The sequence below is a fragment of the Balneola sp. EhC07 genome (assembly GCF_001650905.1).
Classification (GTDB): Bacteria; Bacteroidota; Rhodothermia; order Balneolales; family Balneolaceae; genus Balneola.
Genome location: NZ_LXYG01000015.1, coordinates 180,436 through 196,723, shown reverse-complemented (window position 1 = coordinate 196,723; position 16,288 = coordinate 180,436). Strand labels below are relative to the sequence as shown.

At 37.8% G+C, this 16,288-nt stretch carries 14 protein-coding genes and 1 pseudogene; 6 read left to right on the top strand and 9 right to left on the bottom strand.

Going from position 1 to position 16,288, the window contains the following annotated elements:
- Positions 1-452, top strand: a pseudogene (locus tag A8B79_RS16145) (hypothetical protein); the annotation flags it as partial.
- A gap of 289 nt (positions 453-741) precedes the next feature.
- Here the strand turns inward: A8B79_RS16145 and A8B79_RS07480 are convergent.
- From A8B79_RS07480 to A8B79_RS07435, 9 genes are all read right to left on the bottom strand, one after another.
- Entirely contained in the window at positions 742-4,212 is a 3,471-nt protein-coding gene (locus A8B79_RS07480) for a methylmalonyl-CoA mutase family protein (protein ID WP_082894105.1), read from the bottom strand.
- 187 nt (positions 4,213-4,399) lie between these two features.
- The gene (locus A8B79_RS07475; RefSeq protein ID WP_066220362.1) at positions 4,400-4,681 is read right to left on the bottom strand and encodes a helix-turn-helix domain-containing protein; all 282 of its coding nucleotides are present in this window, start codon (positions 4,679-4,681) and stop codon (positions 4,400-4,402) included.
- Complete coding sequence (locus tag A8B79_RS07470) at positions 4,678-5,028, bottom strand: type II toxin-antitoxin system RelE/ParE family toxin (RefSeq protein WP_066220360.1); 351 nt, start codon at positions 5,026-5,028, stop codon at positions 4,678-4,680. The genes A8B79_RS07475 and A8B79_RS07470 overlap by 4 nt, the downstream gene beginning before the upstream one ends.
- A gap of 163 nt (positions 5,029-5,191) precedes the next feature.
- Positions 5,192-5,800: a hypothetical protein gene (locus A8B79_RS07465; RefSeq protein ID WP_066220357.1), complete on the bottom strand. Its 609-nt coding sequence runs from the start codon at positions 5,798-5,800 to the stop codon at positions 5,192-5,194.
- 130 nt (positions 5,801-5,930) lie between these two features.
- Positions 5,931-6,806 carry a 6-bladed beta-propeller gene (locus A8B79_RS07460; RefSeq protein ID WP_066220354.1) on the bottom strand — a complete coding sequence of 292 codons (876 nt, stop codon included), beginning with the start codon at positions 6,804-6,806 and terminating at the stop codon, positions 5,931-5,933.
- A gap of 284 nt (positions 6,807-7,090) precedes the next feature.
- Positions 7,091-7,750 carry a hypothetical protein gene (locus tag A8B79_RS07450; protein ID WP_066220348.1) on the bottom strand — a complete coding sequence of 220 codons (660 nt, stop codon included), beginning with the start codon at positions 7,748-7,750 and terminating at the stop codon, positions 7,091-7,093.
- A gap of 170 nt (positions 7,751-7,920) precedes the next feature.
- Complete coding sequence (locus A8B79_RS07445) at positions 7,921-8,427, bottom strand: hypothetical protein (RefSeq protein WP_153038387.1); 507 nt, start codon at positions 8,425-8,427, stop codon at positions 7,921-7,923.
- A 50-nt stretch (positions 8,428-8,477) separates the two neighbouring features.
- Positions 8,478-9,353, bottom strand: coding sequence for a mechanosensitive ion channel family protein (locus tag A8B79_RS07440; protein ID WP_066220342.1), 876 nt, complete (start codon positions 9,351-9,353; stop codon positions 8,478-8,480).
- Positions 9,353-10,960 (bottom strand): Ig-like domain-containing protein, encoded by a 1,608-nt coding sequence (locus tag A8B79_RS07435; RefSeq protein WP_161485150.1) that lies wholly within the window; start codon positions 10,958-10,960, stop codon positions 9,353-9,355. Before A8B79_RS07435 ends, A8B79_RS07440 begins: the two co-directional genes overlap by 1 nt.
- Positions 10,961-11,108: 148 nt before the next feature.
- Here A8B79_RS07435 and A8B79_RS07430 point away from each other — a divergent pair, with 148 nt between their 5' ends.
- The 5 genes from A8B79_RS07430 to A8B79_RS07410 all read left to right on the top strand — a co-directional run bounded on the left by A8B79_RS07430 (position 11,109) and on the right by A8B79_RS07410 (position 16,256).
- Positions 11,109-12,404, top strand: a complete 1,296-nt coding sequence (locus A8B79_RS07430; RefSeq protein WP_066220336.1) for a hypothetical protein — start codon at positions 11,109-11,111, stop codon at positions 12,402-12,404.
- A 30-nt stretch (positions 12,405-12,434) separates the two neighbouring features.
- Positions 12,435-13,046: a penicillin-binding protein activator LpoB gene (locus tag A8B79_RS07425; RefSeq protein ID WP_066220334.1), complete on the top strand. Its 612-nt coding sequence runs from the start codon at positions 12,435-12,437 to the stop codon at positions 13,044-13,046.
- Positions 13,047-13,131: 85 nt separating this feature from the next.
- Positions 13,132-14,535 (top strand): nicotinate phosphoribosyltransferase, encoded by a 1,404-nt coding sequence (locus A8B79_RS07420; RefSeq protein ID WP_066220331.1) that lies wholly within the window; start codon positions 13,132-13,134, stop codon positions 14,533-14,535.
- Between the two features lies 1 nt (position 14,536).
- Positions 14,537-15,163, top strand: coding sequence for a bifunctional nicotinamidase/pyrazinamidase (gene pncA / locus A8B79_RS07415; protein WP_066220328.1), 627 nt, complete (start codon positions 14,537-14,539; stop codon positions 15,161-15,163).
- 1 nt (position 15,164) lies between these two features.
- Positions 15,165-16,256, top strand: coding sequence for an NAD(P)/FAD-dependent oxidoreductase (locus tag A8B79_RS07410; protein ID WP_066220326.1), 1,092 nt, complete (start codon positions 15,165-15,167; stop codon positions 16,254-16,256).
- Positions 16,257-16,288: the final 32 nt, after the last annotated feature.

Below are 16,288 nucleotides of genomic sequence, written 5' to 3'. Positions count from 1 at the left end.
CCCTTACTGGAATAAGTTTACGAGATGAAGATTATATAGAAAGAATGAAAATATTCTTGGATACTTTTTCTCCAAATAGATTAAATTTTAGGCTTCTTCCGTTTAAAGAAAGAATTGATTTTCAAATTCTATCAAACTTAAAAGAAAAATATATCGTCGATGGAAATTTTGAGAATATAATCTATACATATGGTTCTAAACCCAATATAAAATTATCTATAATTGGTATTATTACTTCTGCTCCTAAAAAAGTAGATGATAGAGTAAATCCGAACGAAGAATTTGACTCACTTGATGATAATCTTACTGAAGAGCAAACTTATGACAGAGCTTTTAGAAATGTATTTGACTCATTTGAGAATTTCGAAAAATTTTTCTTTGTTCCTTCATACCCTAAAATTGCTATAAGTCCACTCGCAATTTACAGAGAGATCTTAATTAATAAAGACTAGAAAGCTTCCCCAACCTGGCGCCAGCGTATCGCTGGTGCGGTAAAGCATAATAAACAAGCGTATTGCTTAAACTAGTTCAAAGCTTTAAGCTAAATCCAGATTCCAGGCATACGCCGCGGAATGAGACAGTCTTATTCGAGTAGATTGCCGCGTCGGGTATTTTAAAACCCTCACTATTTCCAAGGCCTCCTCGCAAATGGGGCATCCTAAGTATGAATTTTGGATATCGTGAGGTTTACCAATTCCTAAACTTCACAAAGATCCTGAAACAAGTTCAGGATGACGGTCTTTACATATTACGCCTGTACTGCCCACCAACTTCATACAAAGCATGAGAGATCTGTCCCAGCGAAGCTACTTTCACGGTTTCCATGAGTTCATCGAATAAGTTTCCGTTGTTTCGGGCAACTTCCTTCAAGCGCTCAATAGCTTCAGCATTTCTGTCTTCATTTCGTTTCCAGAAGGCTTCTAAGTTGTCGATCTGTTGCTTCTTCTCTTCTTCAGTAGAACGGATCAGCTCGATCGGCTTTTGCTCTTCCTCACCGGCTCCTTCCTTCAGGAAAGTATTTACGCCGATGATCGGCAGTTCGCCGGTATGTTTCTTGGTTTCGTAATACAGGCTTTCATCCTGGATCTTTCCGCGTTGGTACATACTTTCCATTGCTCCGAGAACTCCACCACGTTCCGTGATTCGATCGAACTCGGTAAGAATGGCTTCTTCCACCATATCGGTCAATTCAGAAATGAAATAAGAACCTTGATTGATGTTCTCATTTTTCGCCGTTCCCATCTCTTTGTTAATGATCATCTGAATAGCTAATGCACGACGTACAGACTCTTCAGTCGGTGTTGTAATTGCTTCATCGTAAGCGTTGGTGTGCAATGAATTACAATTATCATAAATTGCTAATAATGCTTGTAATGTAGTACGGATATCATTGAACTGAATCTCCTGCGCATGCAACGAACGACCACTGGTTTGAATATGATATTTCAACTTCTGAGAACGATCATTGGCTTCGTATTTCTTTCTCATCGCTACCGCCCAAATGCGACGCGCTACACGCCCGATCACTGCATATTCAGGATCTAATCCATTACTGAAAAAGAACGACAGATTATGAGCGAAATCATCGATATTTAATCCGCGAGCTAAATAATACTCCACATAAGTAAATCCGTTTGCCAGTGTAAGTGCAGCCTGGGTGACCGGATTGGCTCCCGCTTCAGCGATATGATATCCCGAGATTGAAACAGAGTAATAATTACGAACTTTGTGCTCTGTAAAGTATTCCTGTATGTCTCCCATCATTTTAAGAGCAAATTCTGTAGAGAAAATACAAGTGTTCTGCGCCTGATCTTCTTTCAGGATATCAGCCTGAACAGTTCCACGAACTGACGAAAGTGTTTTTTCCTTGATCTGATTGTAGGTTTCAGCATCAATAACTTCGTCGCCTGTCATTCCAAGTAAACCTAAACCGAACTCATCATTCCCTGCAGGAATCTCATTTGAGTACTTCGGAACCGGTAATCCAAGCTTCTCATACTTCGCTTTAACATCCTTGATCGCTTGCTCCCATTTCCCTTCTGACTTCAGATATCTTTCTACTTCCTGATCGATAGCTGTATTCATAAACATAGCTAAGATCATTGGTGCCGGACCGTTGATAGTCATTGATACAGAAGTAGTTGGCTTGGTAAGCTCAAAACCGGAGTAAAGTTTCTTCATGTCATCCAGTGTACAAATGCTTACACCTGAATTACCGACCTTTCCGTAAATATCAGGACGATAACCGGGATCTTCTCCATACAATGTCACTGAATCAAATGCAGTGGAAAGTCGTGCTGCTTCCAATCCTTCGCTAACAAAATGGAATCGCTTATTGGTTCGCTCCGGAGTTCCTTCCCCTGCAAACATTCTGGTTGGATCCTCTCCTTCGCGCTTGAATGGAAATACACCTGCGGTATACGGAAAATAACCGGGGAGATTTTCTTTTAATGCAAACTTAAGCCTCTCTCCTTCGTGTTTGGTATCCGGCATTGCTACGCGAGGAATTTTTAAACCGCTTAAAGATTCTCTGTACAATTCATTTTTGATAACCCGATCTCGGATCTTTACATCAAAAGTCTCTTGTTTGTATCGTTCATACAGATCATCCCAACCATCTAAGATCTTTTTTGGAGCCACATCCAACTTAGAGATCCAGTGTTCTTTCATTTTCGAAAGATCGTTTTCCAATAATTCTTTATTATCTGGCTTCCAATTACTTAGTTGATTCAGCGTACCATTAACCTCAGATAATCTGGAGGCTATTTCAGATTGTTGTTCTGCCCAATCATGGTAATTTCTGATCGTCTCTGAAATCTCACTTAAATAACGAACTCTCTTTCCGGGAATGATCGCCTGGGCCTGAATATCTTCTGCAGGTGAAGCATCGGTATAGAGTTTAGGCTCCCATTCAAAGCTGTATCTTTCGTTGATCTTTTCAACAATAGCAGCAAACAGATTGTTAACTCCTTTGTCATTGAACTGAGCAGCTATCGTTGGATACACCGGCATATCTTCAGGTTTAGCATGCCATTCGCCACGATTACGAATCATTTGCTTACGAATATCTCTGTAAGCATCTAACGAACCTTTCTTTTCAAATTTGTTTAACACCACAATTTCAGCGAGATCTAACATATTGATCTTCTCTAGCTGTGTGGCTGCACCATATTCGCTGGTCATCACATAAATTGGTATATCTGATATATCTACGATCTCAGTACCACTTTGACCAATTCCACTGGTTTCTACGATGATCAGATCGAAACCAGCTTGTTTGTACAATTCAATTGCTCCTGTAAGAGCTGCACTTGTGCTTCTGTTCGACGCCCTGGTCGCCAGACTTCGCATATACACGCGTTCTGTGTCGATACTGTTCATTCTTATGCGATCACCAAGCAGCGCTCCTCCTGTCTTAATTTTGGAAGGATCTACAGAAATAATTCCGATGGTGATGTCTTCAAACTCTGTTAGAAAGCGTAATACGATTTCGTCTGTCAATGAACTCTTTCCTGCACCACCTGTTCCTGTGATTCCCAGTACAGGAATCGTTTTCTCAGATTTTGCTTTAAGAGGTTTTCCGTCTTCCTTTAACAGCTGTTTATCAGAGAAACTTAATAACTCTCCATTTCCGTTTTCCAGCGCAGTGATAGCTCTTGCAATCGCTTTTGGCTCTTTATCGAGTACTTTTTCAATATCTATCTCAGTTTTTGTAACCGGGTCATAATCGCACTCATGGATCATGTAATTGATCATTCCCTGCAATCCCATTTCACTTCCGTCGTCCACAGAAAAGATCCGGGAAACTCCTGCATTATGAAGATCGTCGATTTCATCCTGAACGATCACTCCGCCGCCGCCACCAAATACTTTGATATGTCCCGCTCCTTGCTCTTCCAACAATTCGATCATGTATTTGAAATACTCAACGTGCCCACCCTGATACGAGCTAATGGCAATTCCCTGAACATCTTCCTGAATAGCGCAATTAACAATTTCATGCACAGAGCGATTGTGGCCGAGATGAATAACCTCTACCCCACTGCTTTGCAAAATTCTACGCATGATATTGATACTGGCATCATGACCATCAAATAAACTGGCAGCCGTTACAAAACGAACCTTATGTGTAGGTTTATGAGGCTTTGTTAAGCTAAATGGATACTTATCTTCTTTAAGTTCTGTAGATTTTTTTTCTGTCTTGATCGACATACGTATGCTTTAATTATGATTTCATGGAAGCGATTCCAAAATACCAAAAAAAAGCCCCTTATTAAATAAGAAGCTGTAAAATGATTATCGAATAATCTATTGATAAAAAATGTGGAGGTGAGCTCCCATATTGAGTTCCGCAGCGGAGCTACGAAACGAGGCTAAAACGCCTTGTTATGTTTTGAATTTACTGGATTTCGAGCTTCACTTTTTTACCTAATGCCTTCGCATATTTGGTAAGCGTAGAAAGTTTAATATCCTCGGCATGATTTTCCATTCTGGAAATCACTGATTTCGTGGTGTTCAACTTCTCGGCGACATCAGCCTGAGTTGCTCCCATATTTTCACGGGCCTGACGAAGAATTACTCCAATCTTGAAATTGAGGTATCCTTCCTCAAAGTTTTCAGCAAACTCCGGGCTTTCGGCTTTCTTTTGATCAATAAAAATTTCTAAATCATCTTTACTCATTGTTCTTTCCTCCGGTAATAATCATGTTTACGTTCTTCGGCAGTCTCAATTTCCTGTTTTGGGACTTTATTTGTCTTCTTAGCAAAACCACTAGTTAATACAATTAGTTTTGGCCCGTCAAAGAATCCCAACAATCGAAAAGTGTTGTTTCCAAGCGTTGCACGAACTTCCCAAATATCATCGGTGCTTTTAAGCTTCTTCAAATACTGAGCGGGAACCTGTTCTAAATCACGAACAACACGAAGTGTCCAGGCCACTTTCTTGGATTGCTTATCAGGAAGACTTTGTAAAAAATCTTCGACAGGACAATTCCCGGTTTTTGTTCGGTAAAACTTGATAACGCGCATTTCTTAAAGTTAGCATATATGCGAACATTATCAAATAAATTTTATAGCGAAAGAATGGGGACGTAAATGAAGAACATAACGGCCCGGCGTTTATTCGGCAAGTCTGGTTTTAATTATTAAAGCTTTGTACCCTAAGTTAAAACACTTTTTAGGCATTTTCTCATTACTCTTCAAAGCAAAGGAGCTCAGTGTTTTCATAAGTGGTTTTCTCATTTATTATATGAAATTCCCGGGCGGGATAAAGCCCATAACTACCCGTTAATTCTTCAATAGTGATTACTGTTTTATTAGAATCAAGGTCTAGTTTCATAACTCCTTTTCCTTTCTCGATCATAACACTAATATCAAATGTCGCAAAAGTATAAGCATCAAAGTCCGATGAGTAGAGACTTTCGCTCCACTCTCCCAAAATTGTATATGCAGAATCATTAGATAAAAAATGTATTTCCAAACCAGATGGAATAATTTTAAAACTTGAACCGGACTCAGAAAAGAAATTTAAATGGGTATCATCAACCAATATAGAATCTTCAATTCCATCAGTTATACACGCGTCAATGTAGTCTTGGCGAGACAGTGTTTTTAACGAGGATAGCTCTTTTGGCATTTCTCCATGTTTTTTTTGAAATACTAATACAGCATCAATTAGATCACTAAAAGGTGTGTAGGGAATAAACTTTGGTTCGCCAAAAGGAGAAGTATCAAAATCCTCTTTTGATTCAGTGCAAGCAAAAGAGAATACCATTAAAAGTAAAAGAATAAGCTTGGGCATATTTAAAATAGCTAACGACCCTGCGTTTAAGCGGCGAGTCGTGTTAAAATTAAAAAAGTTTCGAACCAGCCTGCCCCGAGCATTCGGGGAGTCCGCTTGAAACGCTTGTTATTCGCAGAAATTAATTGGTTTAGTTTCTTGATATTGGAAATTTATAAATCTGAGCTTTATTATAATTAACTAGAAATATGTCAGATTTTGTATTAAACACAGGTTGATAATAAACCTGTTCTCTTTTGTGGTCAACTAACGTATGCTTGATTATCTCTGAACTTCGATCAAGTGGTATTTCATATAAATTCGATTTATATGCAACCCAGATCATATCGTCTTTATAAAAAATCTCTCTTATTAAAACTGAAACGGTAGTCGCTTCATTAATTGGACGAAGGTCAAATGTTGTATTCAATTCATCTAATTCAGATTCAGGTTCTAGATTAATCATTATTTTTCTACCATCGATATTCCCAAAAATAATTGGCGTGCCTTGATATGCGTATAATAAGATATTTTTAGACGGGACAATGTCATACGTAATATTATTATGCATACTTGGGTGATGTCCTTGAGGTATTAAACGTTTAATTAAATTCTTTTGAATATTTCCCAAAGAATCACGTATTGACAAAACATAAGGTTGGCGATAAGTAGGCCAAAGTAATTCGTTATTACTTAATATGGTTAACTTATTACCACCAAATGAATTCGGTAAATTCTTTAAATGATAACGAGTTTTTTCCACACCATTAGTATCTGAGACCATTATCAACTGCTGGTCAGTATCTAAAATATAGATATCGGAAGTTTGACTTAACGCAAGTGAAACCGGCCTCAGTATTTCAGATGGGCCTTTTCCTCGTCTAAACAATTCACGATTAAATTTTCCATCTGAATGAAACTCGAAAAGTTTTCCAGTGGTTAAGTCAGAAATCCAATACATCCCATTTGAAGTATATAGGATATCTGTTACCATGGATAAAATGGCATCATTATCATTATCATACAAAAATCGATGATTGTAGTATCAGTCTGAACATTAGCCCAATCTTGTGGAGTTAAATATTCAAAAGATTCAGAATCAGGTATTAATGAAATGTACTCAGGTACATGCTCTTTACAACTCAAAAAAAAAGCAATAAAGAAATAACAGCCAAAGAGGATGATAATAATTTTGACAATTTCTTCATTAGTAAGCACCTAACGACCCAGCGCTTAAACGGTGAGTCTGGTTTAGTTATTAAAGTTTCGAACCCTAAACGAGTCCGACTTGAAACACTTGTTATCTGTACTTTATAAATGTGTTTCAAATTTACTCTGTATTTCATTGATAACTTTATTAAAGCGTTCTTGAAATCCACCATTAGTGTTGTCTAAACCTGTGTCTTTCTCATATTTTCCAGGATAAATACCATATATGATGTTTTCGTATTTTTTGTGTTTAGTATCATCAAAGTTATTGTGATACTTATTTTCATGAAATAACTTTATTGCCCACCATAAATCAGAACAAATTTCGTCTAATTTGTCTAACAACTGCCTGTGATCTTTTCCAAATATAGCTTCTGCTTCAATTTTTAAAGAATACCACTCATCAAGTTGTTTTTGGAGTTCATTGAATCTATTTGTAAATGCAAAAAATGAATCAGAGGCTCTTTCTTGATACTGAGTTTCGTAACCTTTTTTTTCTCTGTCCTTAAATTCATGAATTGATACAAATGGATTTCGTACTTGATTGATACGATCTCGTATTTTGTAGGCAGTGGCTATTATATTTTTAGAAAGCTCAAATTTTGTTTTGCCCTTTAATTCAATTCTCCAAGTTCTAAATCCATAGATTGAGAGAACTGTAGCTAGTATTAAAATAATAGTGTCAAGAATATTCAGGAGAACATCTATAATGTCTTTATTCTGAATTAAGAAGTTTACAGGATGGTGAAGAAGTAAAATCATATCGCTTTAATTGTACACATAACATATTAATTACAACACAGGTTATCTTATAAGACGTCGCATAAAATTGAACCTCAAGATAGCAAAAGCATCAAATAAAACAAGCACTAAGAGCGACTGTAAATGTTTAGTCTTACTTAGTTAGGATTATTTAGAAATGAGATAATAAATCACTCTATAGTTGGCGGGTCAGAGATATTGCCGGCCATCCAATCGTTTAGCACTCTTATTTTCTCACGATATGGTTTTACTGCGGGCCAATTGTGCTTTGTAGCATCCACCATTTCCTGGCGTATTTCAAAAACCTTATACATTCCGTCCACGATCTCTTTTTTTTGCTCAGCAGTTAAATATTCATTCTTATTTACTGCGTCTACCTCAGATTGCAACTCTTTTTTTTCTTCGTCGATGGATTCCTGTTCGTCTATACCGGTTATGGTATCATAGATCGCGCTTTCAATATCTTTAAACTCCTGAACATCCCAACCATTCTTCACCAGATATTCATCTCTGGCTTTAAAGTAAGCTTCTACCACACTGTCATACTTCTCTGCGTTAGCCCTATATTCTCTCTCTAGTTTATGAGTTTCGATTCTGGTTTTCATCCAACTTTCAACTTCAGCGGTGCTAAGTGATCTAATTTCATGCTGTGCATTAACGTTCGTAGTCAGGACCATTAAAAATGCTACACATATTCCTGATTTGAAAAATTGTACACCCACCCTCATCATATCTTTTTGTTATTCTTGTTCTCTTTATAAACCAATGTCCTGTATGGGAACGGAATTTCAATTCCTTCTTTGTCGAAACGTTTTTTGATGCTTTCATTAAGATCTGTTCCCAATACAAATGCCTTCGGAGGATCTTCTGCCCATGCCCAGGCTCTGAGGTTTACGGATGAATCCCCAAAAGAAATAACTCTGACCGGTACTAAAGGTTCTCCCGCCTCTTTTTGTTCAGCATTTCTGCCATCAATAAAATTGGGATGAGCTTCTACCTCTTCCTGCATGATTTTTCGAGCCAGATCAATATCAGAGTCGTAGCTAATACCGAGATCGATCCATTTTATGATCTTATCATCTCCGTAATTCGAATTAATGAGCACTTCGTTACTGATTACCGAATTAGGAATAATAATGCGCTTGTTTTCAAAATTACGAATAACAGTATGTCTTAGGTTGATGTCCTCTACAACTCCATTTAAAGTAGTTTGCAGTGATAGTCTGTCGCCAATTTTATACGGTTTAAAAATGACTATAAAAATACCACTTACAATATTCGCAAGCGCTTGTTGAGCCGCAAAACCAATGGCAATAGCCAATAAACCGGCACTGGCAAACATCCCTTTTGCAACCACTCTGAACTCAGGAACTATGTAGATTGAAAAACCGATCCCAACCAAATAGATCAGAACGGTTACTCCTCTTTTCAGGAATTTTAAGTTGGTGAGATCTGAAAGCCCCTCTTCTTTTTCCGAGATCTTAATTGCTCTTCTGAAAAGTCTGGCTGATACAGCTGCAGCTAATATTGTTAAAAAGAGAATTATCCCGATGGATACAAGTATCAAGTACTGTTCCGGTATCAAGTCTTTAATCGCGTCCATTATCTAAAATCTATTTTTACTTCTGAAGTAAATCCACGCTGGATGTTAATGTTTTGCTGAATATAGTAAGGCTCCGGCTTTATATAGGGATCAACAGAACCGTAATCCCAGATCCCATTTCCATTCATGTCCTGAAATAGAACCAATGTATATTTTATGGGAGGTATATCTTCTATTGAGATAAAATTCGAGAAGGTAGAATCAATTGAAAATGTATTCTTATCATCATATAACTGAAGCCTGAATGCCTTTGTTGAATCTGGAGATGTTACATCGATTTCAATGCCCCCAAAATTAACCGGATCCCAGATATTAGGATCAATAAGTTGACGTCTTCTGCTTTTGGGATTCCAGACAAGGAATTTATAATCTACACCCTCTAACCAATTTTGCTGTGGCGGAATAGTGAGTTTATTATCCTGAACAGTGATATTCGGCCAATTCTTAAAATCTACATCTCCTTCAATTACTACCGTGGAATCAACAACTTCCTGTTGCGAAATTGGACGAATAAATTCCACAATCAAACTTTGATCAGGATAAAGACCGTTTTCACCATTAAAAGTTAAAATATCCTGACTTACCGTGTCTTCCTGATCACTTCCTAAAAAGCTTTCTTCCAGGCCTATTGCTTCATTTCCCGAAGGATCTGAAATTCCGGTAATATTCAGTCTGTAACTTGAATTGGCAGTTAGCGGTTGCCTTGCATATGCAAAAGCGATAAATGGTTCCTCTTCAGGAATATAAAGAGGGAAAGCTGTTGTATACTCATTTCCGGATGAGTCTTCAATTGAAATACTTGTTTGTGGCGTAAATCTGACTTCTTCCCCAAAACGCAATCTCATTCGCTGAGTAGAAAGCAAGCCTATGGCCTGTAGCTTTGGCTTTAATGTGTCTACCTCAAACCAGTATGCAACATCCAGCGTGTCTTTTCCATTATCAGATAAAGTGATGAACTCGGCATTCAACGGACGCGCAATTTCATTTTCAGCATCCCATATCTTATTTCTGTTTCTGTCTTCCAGAGCAAACGCCTTGTACCTTCCTTCACGTAAATACCCGAATCTGAAAACTCCACCGGTATCAGGTTCGGACGAATAATTGGCCGGCTTAGTTAGATCAAATGGCTCCCTGTATAATAAAACCTTTACTCCAGTTTGAGCTTCTCCTGTCTCAGCGTTTCGCAATCTACCTAATATCTCACCTTTGTCGATCTCATCCCCTGTTGATACCGCTAGTTGAATTGGCGCTCCAATTTTATTACTTCGCGTATCAGTAGTATTTCCTCCAACCGTTATGATCACTGTTGTTGAATCAGGGAGATCACTTTTAAATTCAACGGTAGCCGTTTTTCTTCTCCATTTAACTTCGTAATCAATACTCAGATCAGGCTCTATAATTAATTCTTTTTCGAAAGAAGATCTGTTAACAAATTCAGAAAACTCGAAACTGACTTCCCTTCCATCAAAGTTAACGGTTCCTGTTCTTGGGGAGGTTTCTTCTACCTTGGGACCAACTTTATCCGCCGGACCACCAGTTGGGGCAATGGGCGTAGCACAGGAAAAAAATAATGTTACAACAAGTAACACGTTTATGTGATGTATCAATCTCAATGATTTATCGTACTATGGTTTTGGGATTTATCTCGCTAATATAACAAGCGGTCAACAACTTATTTAATTTAGATTGCAACAACTTCGGAATTACATACTGAACCTCATTGAGTTAAAAAAATTGGGTATTCCCTGCTTTTTAATGATCGGACTTGTTTTTACAGGATGCCATTCTTACTTGCTTGATGATGCTCAATTCGATCTAAGAGATAGTTTTACCGCAGCAGATTATCAATCCTCTGAAGAACTGCTAAAGAAATTTAAGAAAAAAGATATCTACCGCTCCAAAGATCAGGTTTTATATAATCTTGAAAGCGGGATGATCTATCACTTTTCAAACAAATATGACTCCAGTAGTTTTTATTTATCCAATGCAGAAAATGAAATCGATCAGAATTACACAAAAAGTGTGAGCCGTGGAGTCGGTGCTTTTTTAACCAATGACAATAAGCTGGTATATGACGGCGAACCTTACGAAGATGTATACCTAAATGCATTTAAAGCTCTAAATTTTATTCATCTTCAGGATTGGGATGCGGCATTGGTGGAAACTCGTCGGATGACGCACAAAATGACTCAACTTGATGTAAAGATAAAAGGGTTGGCAAGTTCTTTCGCAAAATCCGATTCCACAGGTAAAACAGATTGGGAAACAGGTGATGTGAATATTCAGAATAGTGCTATGGGACATTATCTTTCAACTGTTCTTTATGCTAAAGCAGGCGATATTGATGATGCACGCATCGAAAGAGAGAAACTTGAAATTGCTTTAAAGGAACAAGCTAATTTAAGTTCAGGTAGAAATCATGTAAAAAGCGATCTATCAAAATTGCAGAACCCGAATTCATATAATGTACTGCTTGCCGGTTTTACAGGGAGAGCACCTTATAAAGTTCAGGAAGATGCCCGGGTCTTTATGGATGATTACGATGATAAAAAAGATGATGAATTCTATTTAAAATTCTCATTCCCTGTCCTCAAGACATATCATTCCGAAGTAAATTATGTACGTGCTGTAGTAAATGATTCTATTACCACCCAACTTGACCTTATTGAGCAAATGGATAAAGTGTCTGCTGAAGTATATAAAGCAAAGCAACCGATTATTTATTCCAGGGCTTTAGTACGTGCAAGCACAAAAGCCATTGGCACTAAATTAATTTCGGGAGCCGTCAGAGAAAAGAATGAGTTTCTGGGAGATTTGTTACAGATTTTAGGCTTTATAGCTCAGGAAACCACTGAAAAAGCGGATCTGAGAAGCTGGCAAACAATGCCCGGACAATCCTGGATGAAAACCATCAAACTTCCGGAAGGCATAAATACTGTACGCATCGAATATATCGGGAGAAATGGAAGAGTACGATATTTCGATGAATTTGAAGTAACCATTACTCCTAACACAGAGCTTGAATTGGTAGAATCTATCTACGCTAATTAAGAACTTAACTTTAAAACAAAACCTACTACTATGAAATATTCACTATTAACCGGATTGCTGCTAGCTTTTGTACTAGTTGGATGCCGGCCATCTCAAAAAATAACCCGTATAAATCCTAACACAACAACAGACCTTTCAGGCAAATGGAATGATACCGATGCACGTTTGGTAGCAGAAGAAATGATCACTGATGCTTTATCAAAGCCTTGGCTGAATCAATTCAACAGAAACAATCAGAAACCGCCTGTGGTAATTGTAGGACGTGTTCGCAACGAAAGCATGGAGCATATCGAAACCGAAGTATTCACTAAAGAACTTGAGCGGTCATTCGTGAACTCCGGGGAAATTTCTGTGGTAGCTAGTTCAGAAGAACGTGCAGATATTCGTGATGAAAGATTAGATCAGCAAGCCAATGCGTCTTATGAAACAACTAAGAAATTAGGACAGGAACTCGGTGCTGACTTCATGTTGATCGGAAACATAAACTCTATTGTTGATGAAGCCGTTGACAGCAGAACGCTTGCAGTATTCTACACTGTAAATCTGGAATTTGTAAATATTCAAACCAATCAAAAAGTTTGGATCGGTAACAAAAAGATCAAGAAATTCATAGAGCGTAGAAATTACAGAGGCATGCCATAAATTTTATAACTCTTTTTTTAAAGAATTAAATCAAAGGCTTTCAGTTTCTGGAAGTCTTTGTTTATTTTGGCATAATATTACAGATATGCTAAAAAACTACCCCGCCATTTATACCGACTATTATGAGCTTACAATGGCTCAGGGATATTTTTTATCCGGTCGTAAATCAGATACTGCCTGCTTTGATTATTTTTTCCGAAAACTCCCCTTTAAAGGTGGATATGCTGTGTTTGCAGGACTAGGTGATCTGCTGGAAATTCTAAAAGATTTTAAGTTTAGTGATACCGAAATAGATTATTTACGCTCACAGGGTTTTAAAAATGAATTTTTAGAATATCTGAAAAACTTTGAGTTAACCTGTGATATTCACGCAGCCAAAGAAGGAGAAATTGTATTTAATAATACACCTCTAGTCAGAGTAGAAGGAAATGTAATTGAAGCTCAAATTATTGAAACACTCCTGCTTAACATTCTGAATTTTGAATCTTTGATAGCTACAAAAGCTTCGAGACTTCGTGAAGTAGCAGGTGAAAGAGCTGTTCTTGATTTTGGGCTCAGACGTTCTCAAGGGTTCGGAGGTATACAAGCCAGCAAAGCATCTGTCATTGGCGGGCTAAATGGAAGCTCTAATGTTTATGCTGGATTGGTACATGGTTTGAACGTGAGTGGAACTATGGCTCATTCCTGGATTCAGTCTTTTCCGGATGAACTCACAGCTTTCCGTACATATGCGGAACACTTTCCTGAAAACACGATACTTCTCGTAGACACTTATGATACTTTGAATCAGGGTATCCCAAATGCTATTACCGTAGCAAAAGAGTTGGAAGAGTCCGGACACTCATTAAAAGCAATCCGCCTTGATAGTGGTGATCTGGCTTATCTATCCAAAAAAGCAAGAAAGCTACTTGATAAGGAAGGATTTAAAGATGTTAAGATCGCCGTTTCTAACCAATTGGATGAATATCTGATCAAAAGTTTACTGGACCAGAAAGCGCCTATTGACATTTTTGGTGTTGGCACAAAACTGGTAACCGCTTACGACGACCCTGCTTTGGATGGAGTTTATAAATTGGCTTCTGTTAACAGCCGGCCTACTTTAAAAATATCTGAAAATGTAGAAAAAATAACACTCCCCGGAATCAAAAAAGTAACCAGGTATTTCAACAAAGATGGTTCTTTCTATGCGGATGGTATTTCACTAAATCATGAAGATGAATTTTCAGTAATTGAGCATCCACATTTTCCGATTAAAAAAACCAAGGTTAATGATCTTGACTCTTCCCCCATTATGGAACGAGTGATGCAAAAAGGAAAAATAGAAATTGATATTCCATCTGCTAAGGAAAGTACTGAGTATTGCAAACAACAGTTACAAAAGTTAAATCCTGAGTATAAGCGATTTGATAATCCTCATGTATATAAAGTGGGAATCAGTCGTGAATTAAAATCGCTCAGAGATCAATTAATCGAAACAAATTCGAATTGATATGTACGCACTATTGATCATAGATGTTCAAAATGATTTCTGTCCGGGCGGGAAACTCGCAGTCCCCGATGGTGATGAAGTAGTTGCACCTATTAACAAACTGTCTCCTTTTTTTGAAAATGTAATTCAAACTCAGGACTGGCATCCCAATAACCATACAAGTTTTGCCTCAAATCATATGAACAAAGATCCATACGATACTATAGATCTGAATTACGGAGAGCAGGTTTTATGGCCCAATCACTGCGTACAGGAAAGCCGTGGAGCTGAATTCCATCCCGATCTCGAAACCATTCATACAAATATCATTATCAGAAAAGGATTCAGACCGGAAGTAGATTCCTATTCTGCTTTTTTTGAAAATGACAAAGCCACTAGCACCGGACTTAAAGGATATCTGGATTCATTAAATATTAGTACTGTTTTTATTTGTGGGTTGGCTACTGATTTCTGTGTTAAATGGACCGCTTTGGATTCCATAAAATCCGGATATAACACCTATTTAATTTGCGATGCTATCAAAGGAATAGATATTGATAATTCAGTACAAATTGCAATGAAAGAAATGTACGACGCCGGTGTAGAATTTATCTTGTCGGACTACTTAATTCCTCTTTTGGACAACTGATATGAAATATGACTTCTGCGTCTTAGGAGCTGGTTTAGCAGGACTATCCGTAGCTAAAGAAATAAGCTCTATTCCTGGTGTAAGTGTGATTGTTATTGACCCTCTTGGAATTGGAGGTGGAGCCTCCGGGTCTCCGATCGGACTGGCTAACCCTGCAACCGGACGATTTGCAACGAAATCGTGGAGAGCAGAAGAATCATTAGAGGCTATAAGATCAAATTTGAAGGAAGTCTCCCCATACAGTTCAGAGAAATTATTTTCTCGATCCGGTGTAATGAGACCTGCCATGGATTCCAAAATTGCCCGACGTATGCAGGAAAATCTTGAATCAAACAATTGGCCTGAAGATTGGTGTGAATGGCTTTCAGAAGATGAAATTAAAACCCGTTTTCCCGATTTACAATCTGAGTATGGTGGAGTTTGGGTTTCAACAGGAATCACGGTCGCTATTCCAAAATATCTTCAGGCTTTATCCGGTTATTTGAAAGAAAATGGAGTACAAGTACAGGAAAACAAGAAATTTGAACTTGATCGCTCGTCCGGTAACTGGAATTTCAAACTTAGTGATGGCACCCAATTTGAGGCTCAACATTTAATAACTACAGCTGGTATCAAAACCAAAGAATTCGATTTCTGGAAAGGACTACCTCTCCATCCTGTAAAAGGTCAGGTTGCCATATTTGAGTGCGAAGATAGCTTTCCTTATAAAGCTGCTATTTCTGCTTTAGGATATTTTGCATCACTAGATTCAAAGACCTTTGTGGCAGGCAGTACTTACGAACATAACTTTACTCATGAAGAAGTCGATCTGCAGGGAAAGGAATATATAGAGAAGAGAATGCTTAGAGTGATGCCTCAGCTTAAAGGAAAGTATAAATTAATTGATCAATGGTCTGGAGTAAGGGCTTCTACCCCTGACAGAATGCCTATAATTGGTCGTCATCCTTCTATAGAGAATTGTACTGTATTTACAGGATTGGGATCGAAAGGTTTACTCTACAGTAGTTTACTGGCTAACGAAATATCCCGATTTCTGATAGATGACTCACCTCTGTCTTCCGAAATATCACTGGAAAGGTTTAACTCAAAATAGTTGAAATAAAAAAAGGCTCAACTTTAAAAAAG

Bases quoted from the DNA above. Each gene is read 5' to 3' on its own strand.
- pncA (WP_066220328.1), top strand. From the start codon at position 14,537: ATGTACGCACTATTGATCATAGATGTTCAAAATGATTTCTGTCCGGGC.
- A8B79_RS07475 (WP_066220362.1), bottom strand. From the start codon at position 4,681: ATGAGTAAAGATGATTTAGAAATTTTTATTGATCAAAAGAAAGCCGAA.
- A8B79_RS07420 (WP_066220331.1), top strand. From the start codon at position 13,132: ATGCTAAAAAACTACCCCGCCATTTATACCGACTATTATGAGCTTACA.
- A8B79_RS07480 (WP_082894105.1), bottom strand. From the start codon at position 4,212: ATGTCGATCAAGACAGAAAAAAAATCTACAGAACTTAAAGAAGATAAG.
- A8B79_RS07430 (WP_066220336.1), top strand. From the start codon at position 11,109: ATGATCGGACTTGTTTTTACAGGATGCCATTCTTACTTGCTTGATGAT.
- A8B79_RS07440 (WP_066220342.1), bottom strand. From the start codon at position 9,353: ATGGACGCGATTAAAGACTTGATACCGGAACAGTACTTGATACTTGTA.
- A8B79_RS07445 (WP_153038387.1), bottom strand. From the start codon at position 8,427: ATGGTCCTGACTACGAACGTTAATGCACAGCATGAAATTAGATCACTT.
- A8B79_RS07410 (WP_066220326.1), top strand. From the start codon at position 15,165: ATGAAATATGACTTCTGCGTCTTAGGAGCTGGTTTAGCAGGACTATCC.
- A8B79_RS07470 (WP_066220360.1), bottom strand. From the start codon at position 5,028: ATGCGCGTTATCAAGTTTTACCGAACAAAAACCGGGAATTGTCCTGTC.
- A8B79_RS07450 (WP_066220348.1), bottom strand. From the start codon at position 7,750: ATGATTTTACTTCTTCACCATCCTGTAAACTTCTTAATTCAGAATAAA.
- A8B79_RS07465 (WP_066220357.1), bottom strand. From the start codon at position 5,800: ATGCCCAAGCTTATTCTTTTACTTTTAATGGTATTCTCTTTTGCTTGC.
- A8B79_RS07425 (WP_066220334.1), top strand. From the start codon at position 12,435: ATGAAATATTCACTATTAACCGGATTGCTGCTAGCTTTTGTACTAGTT.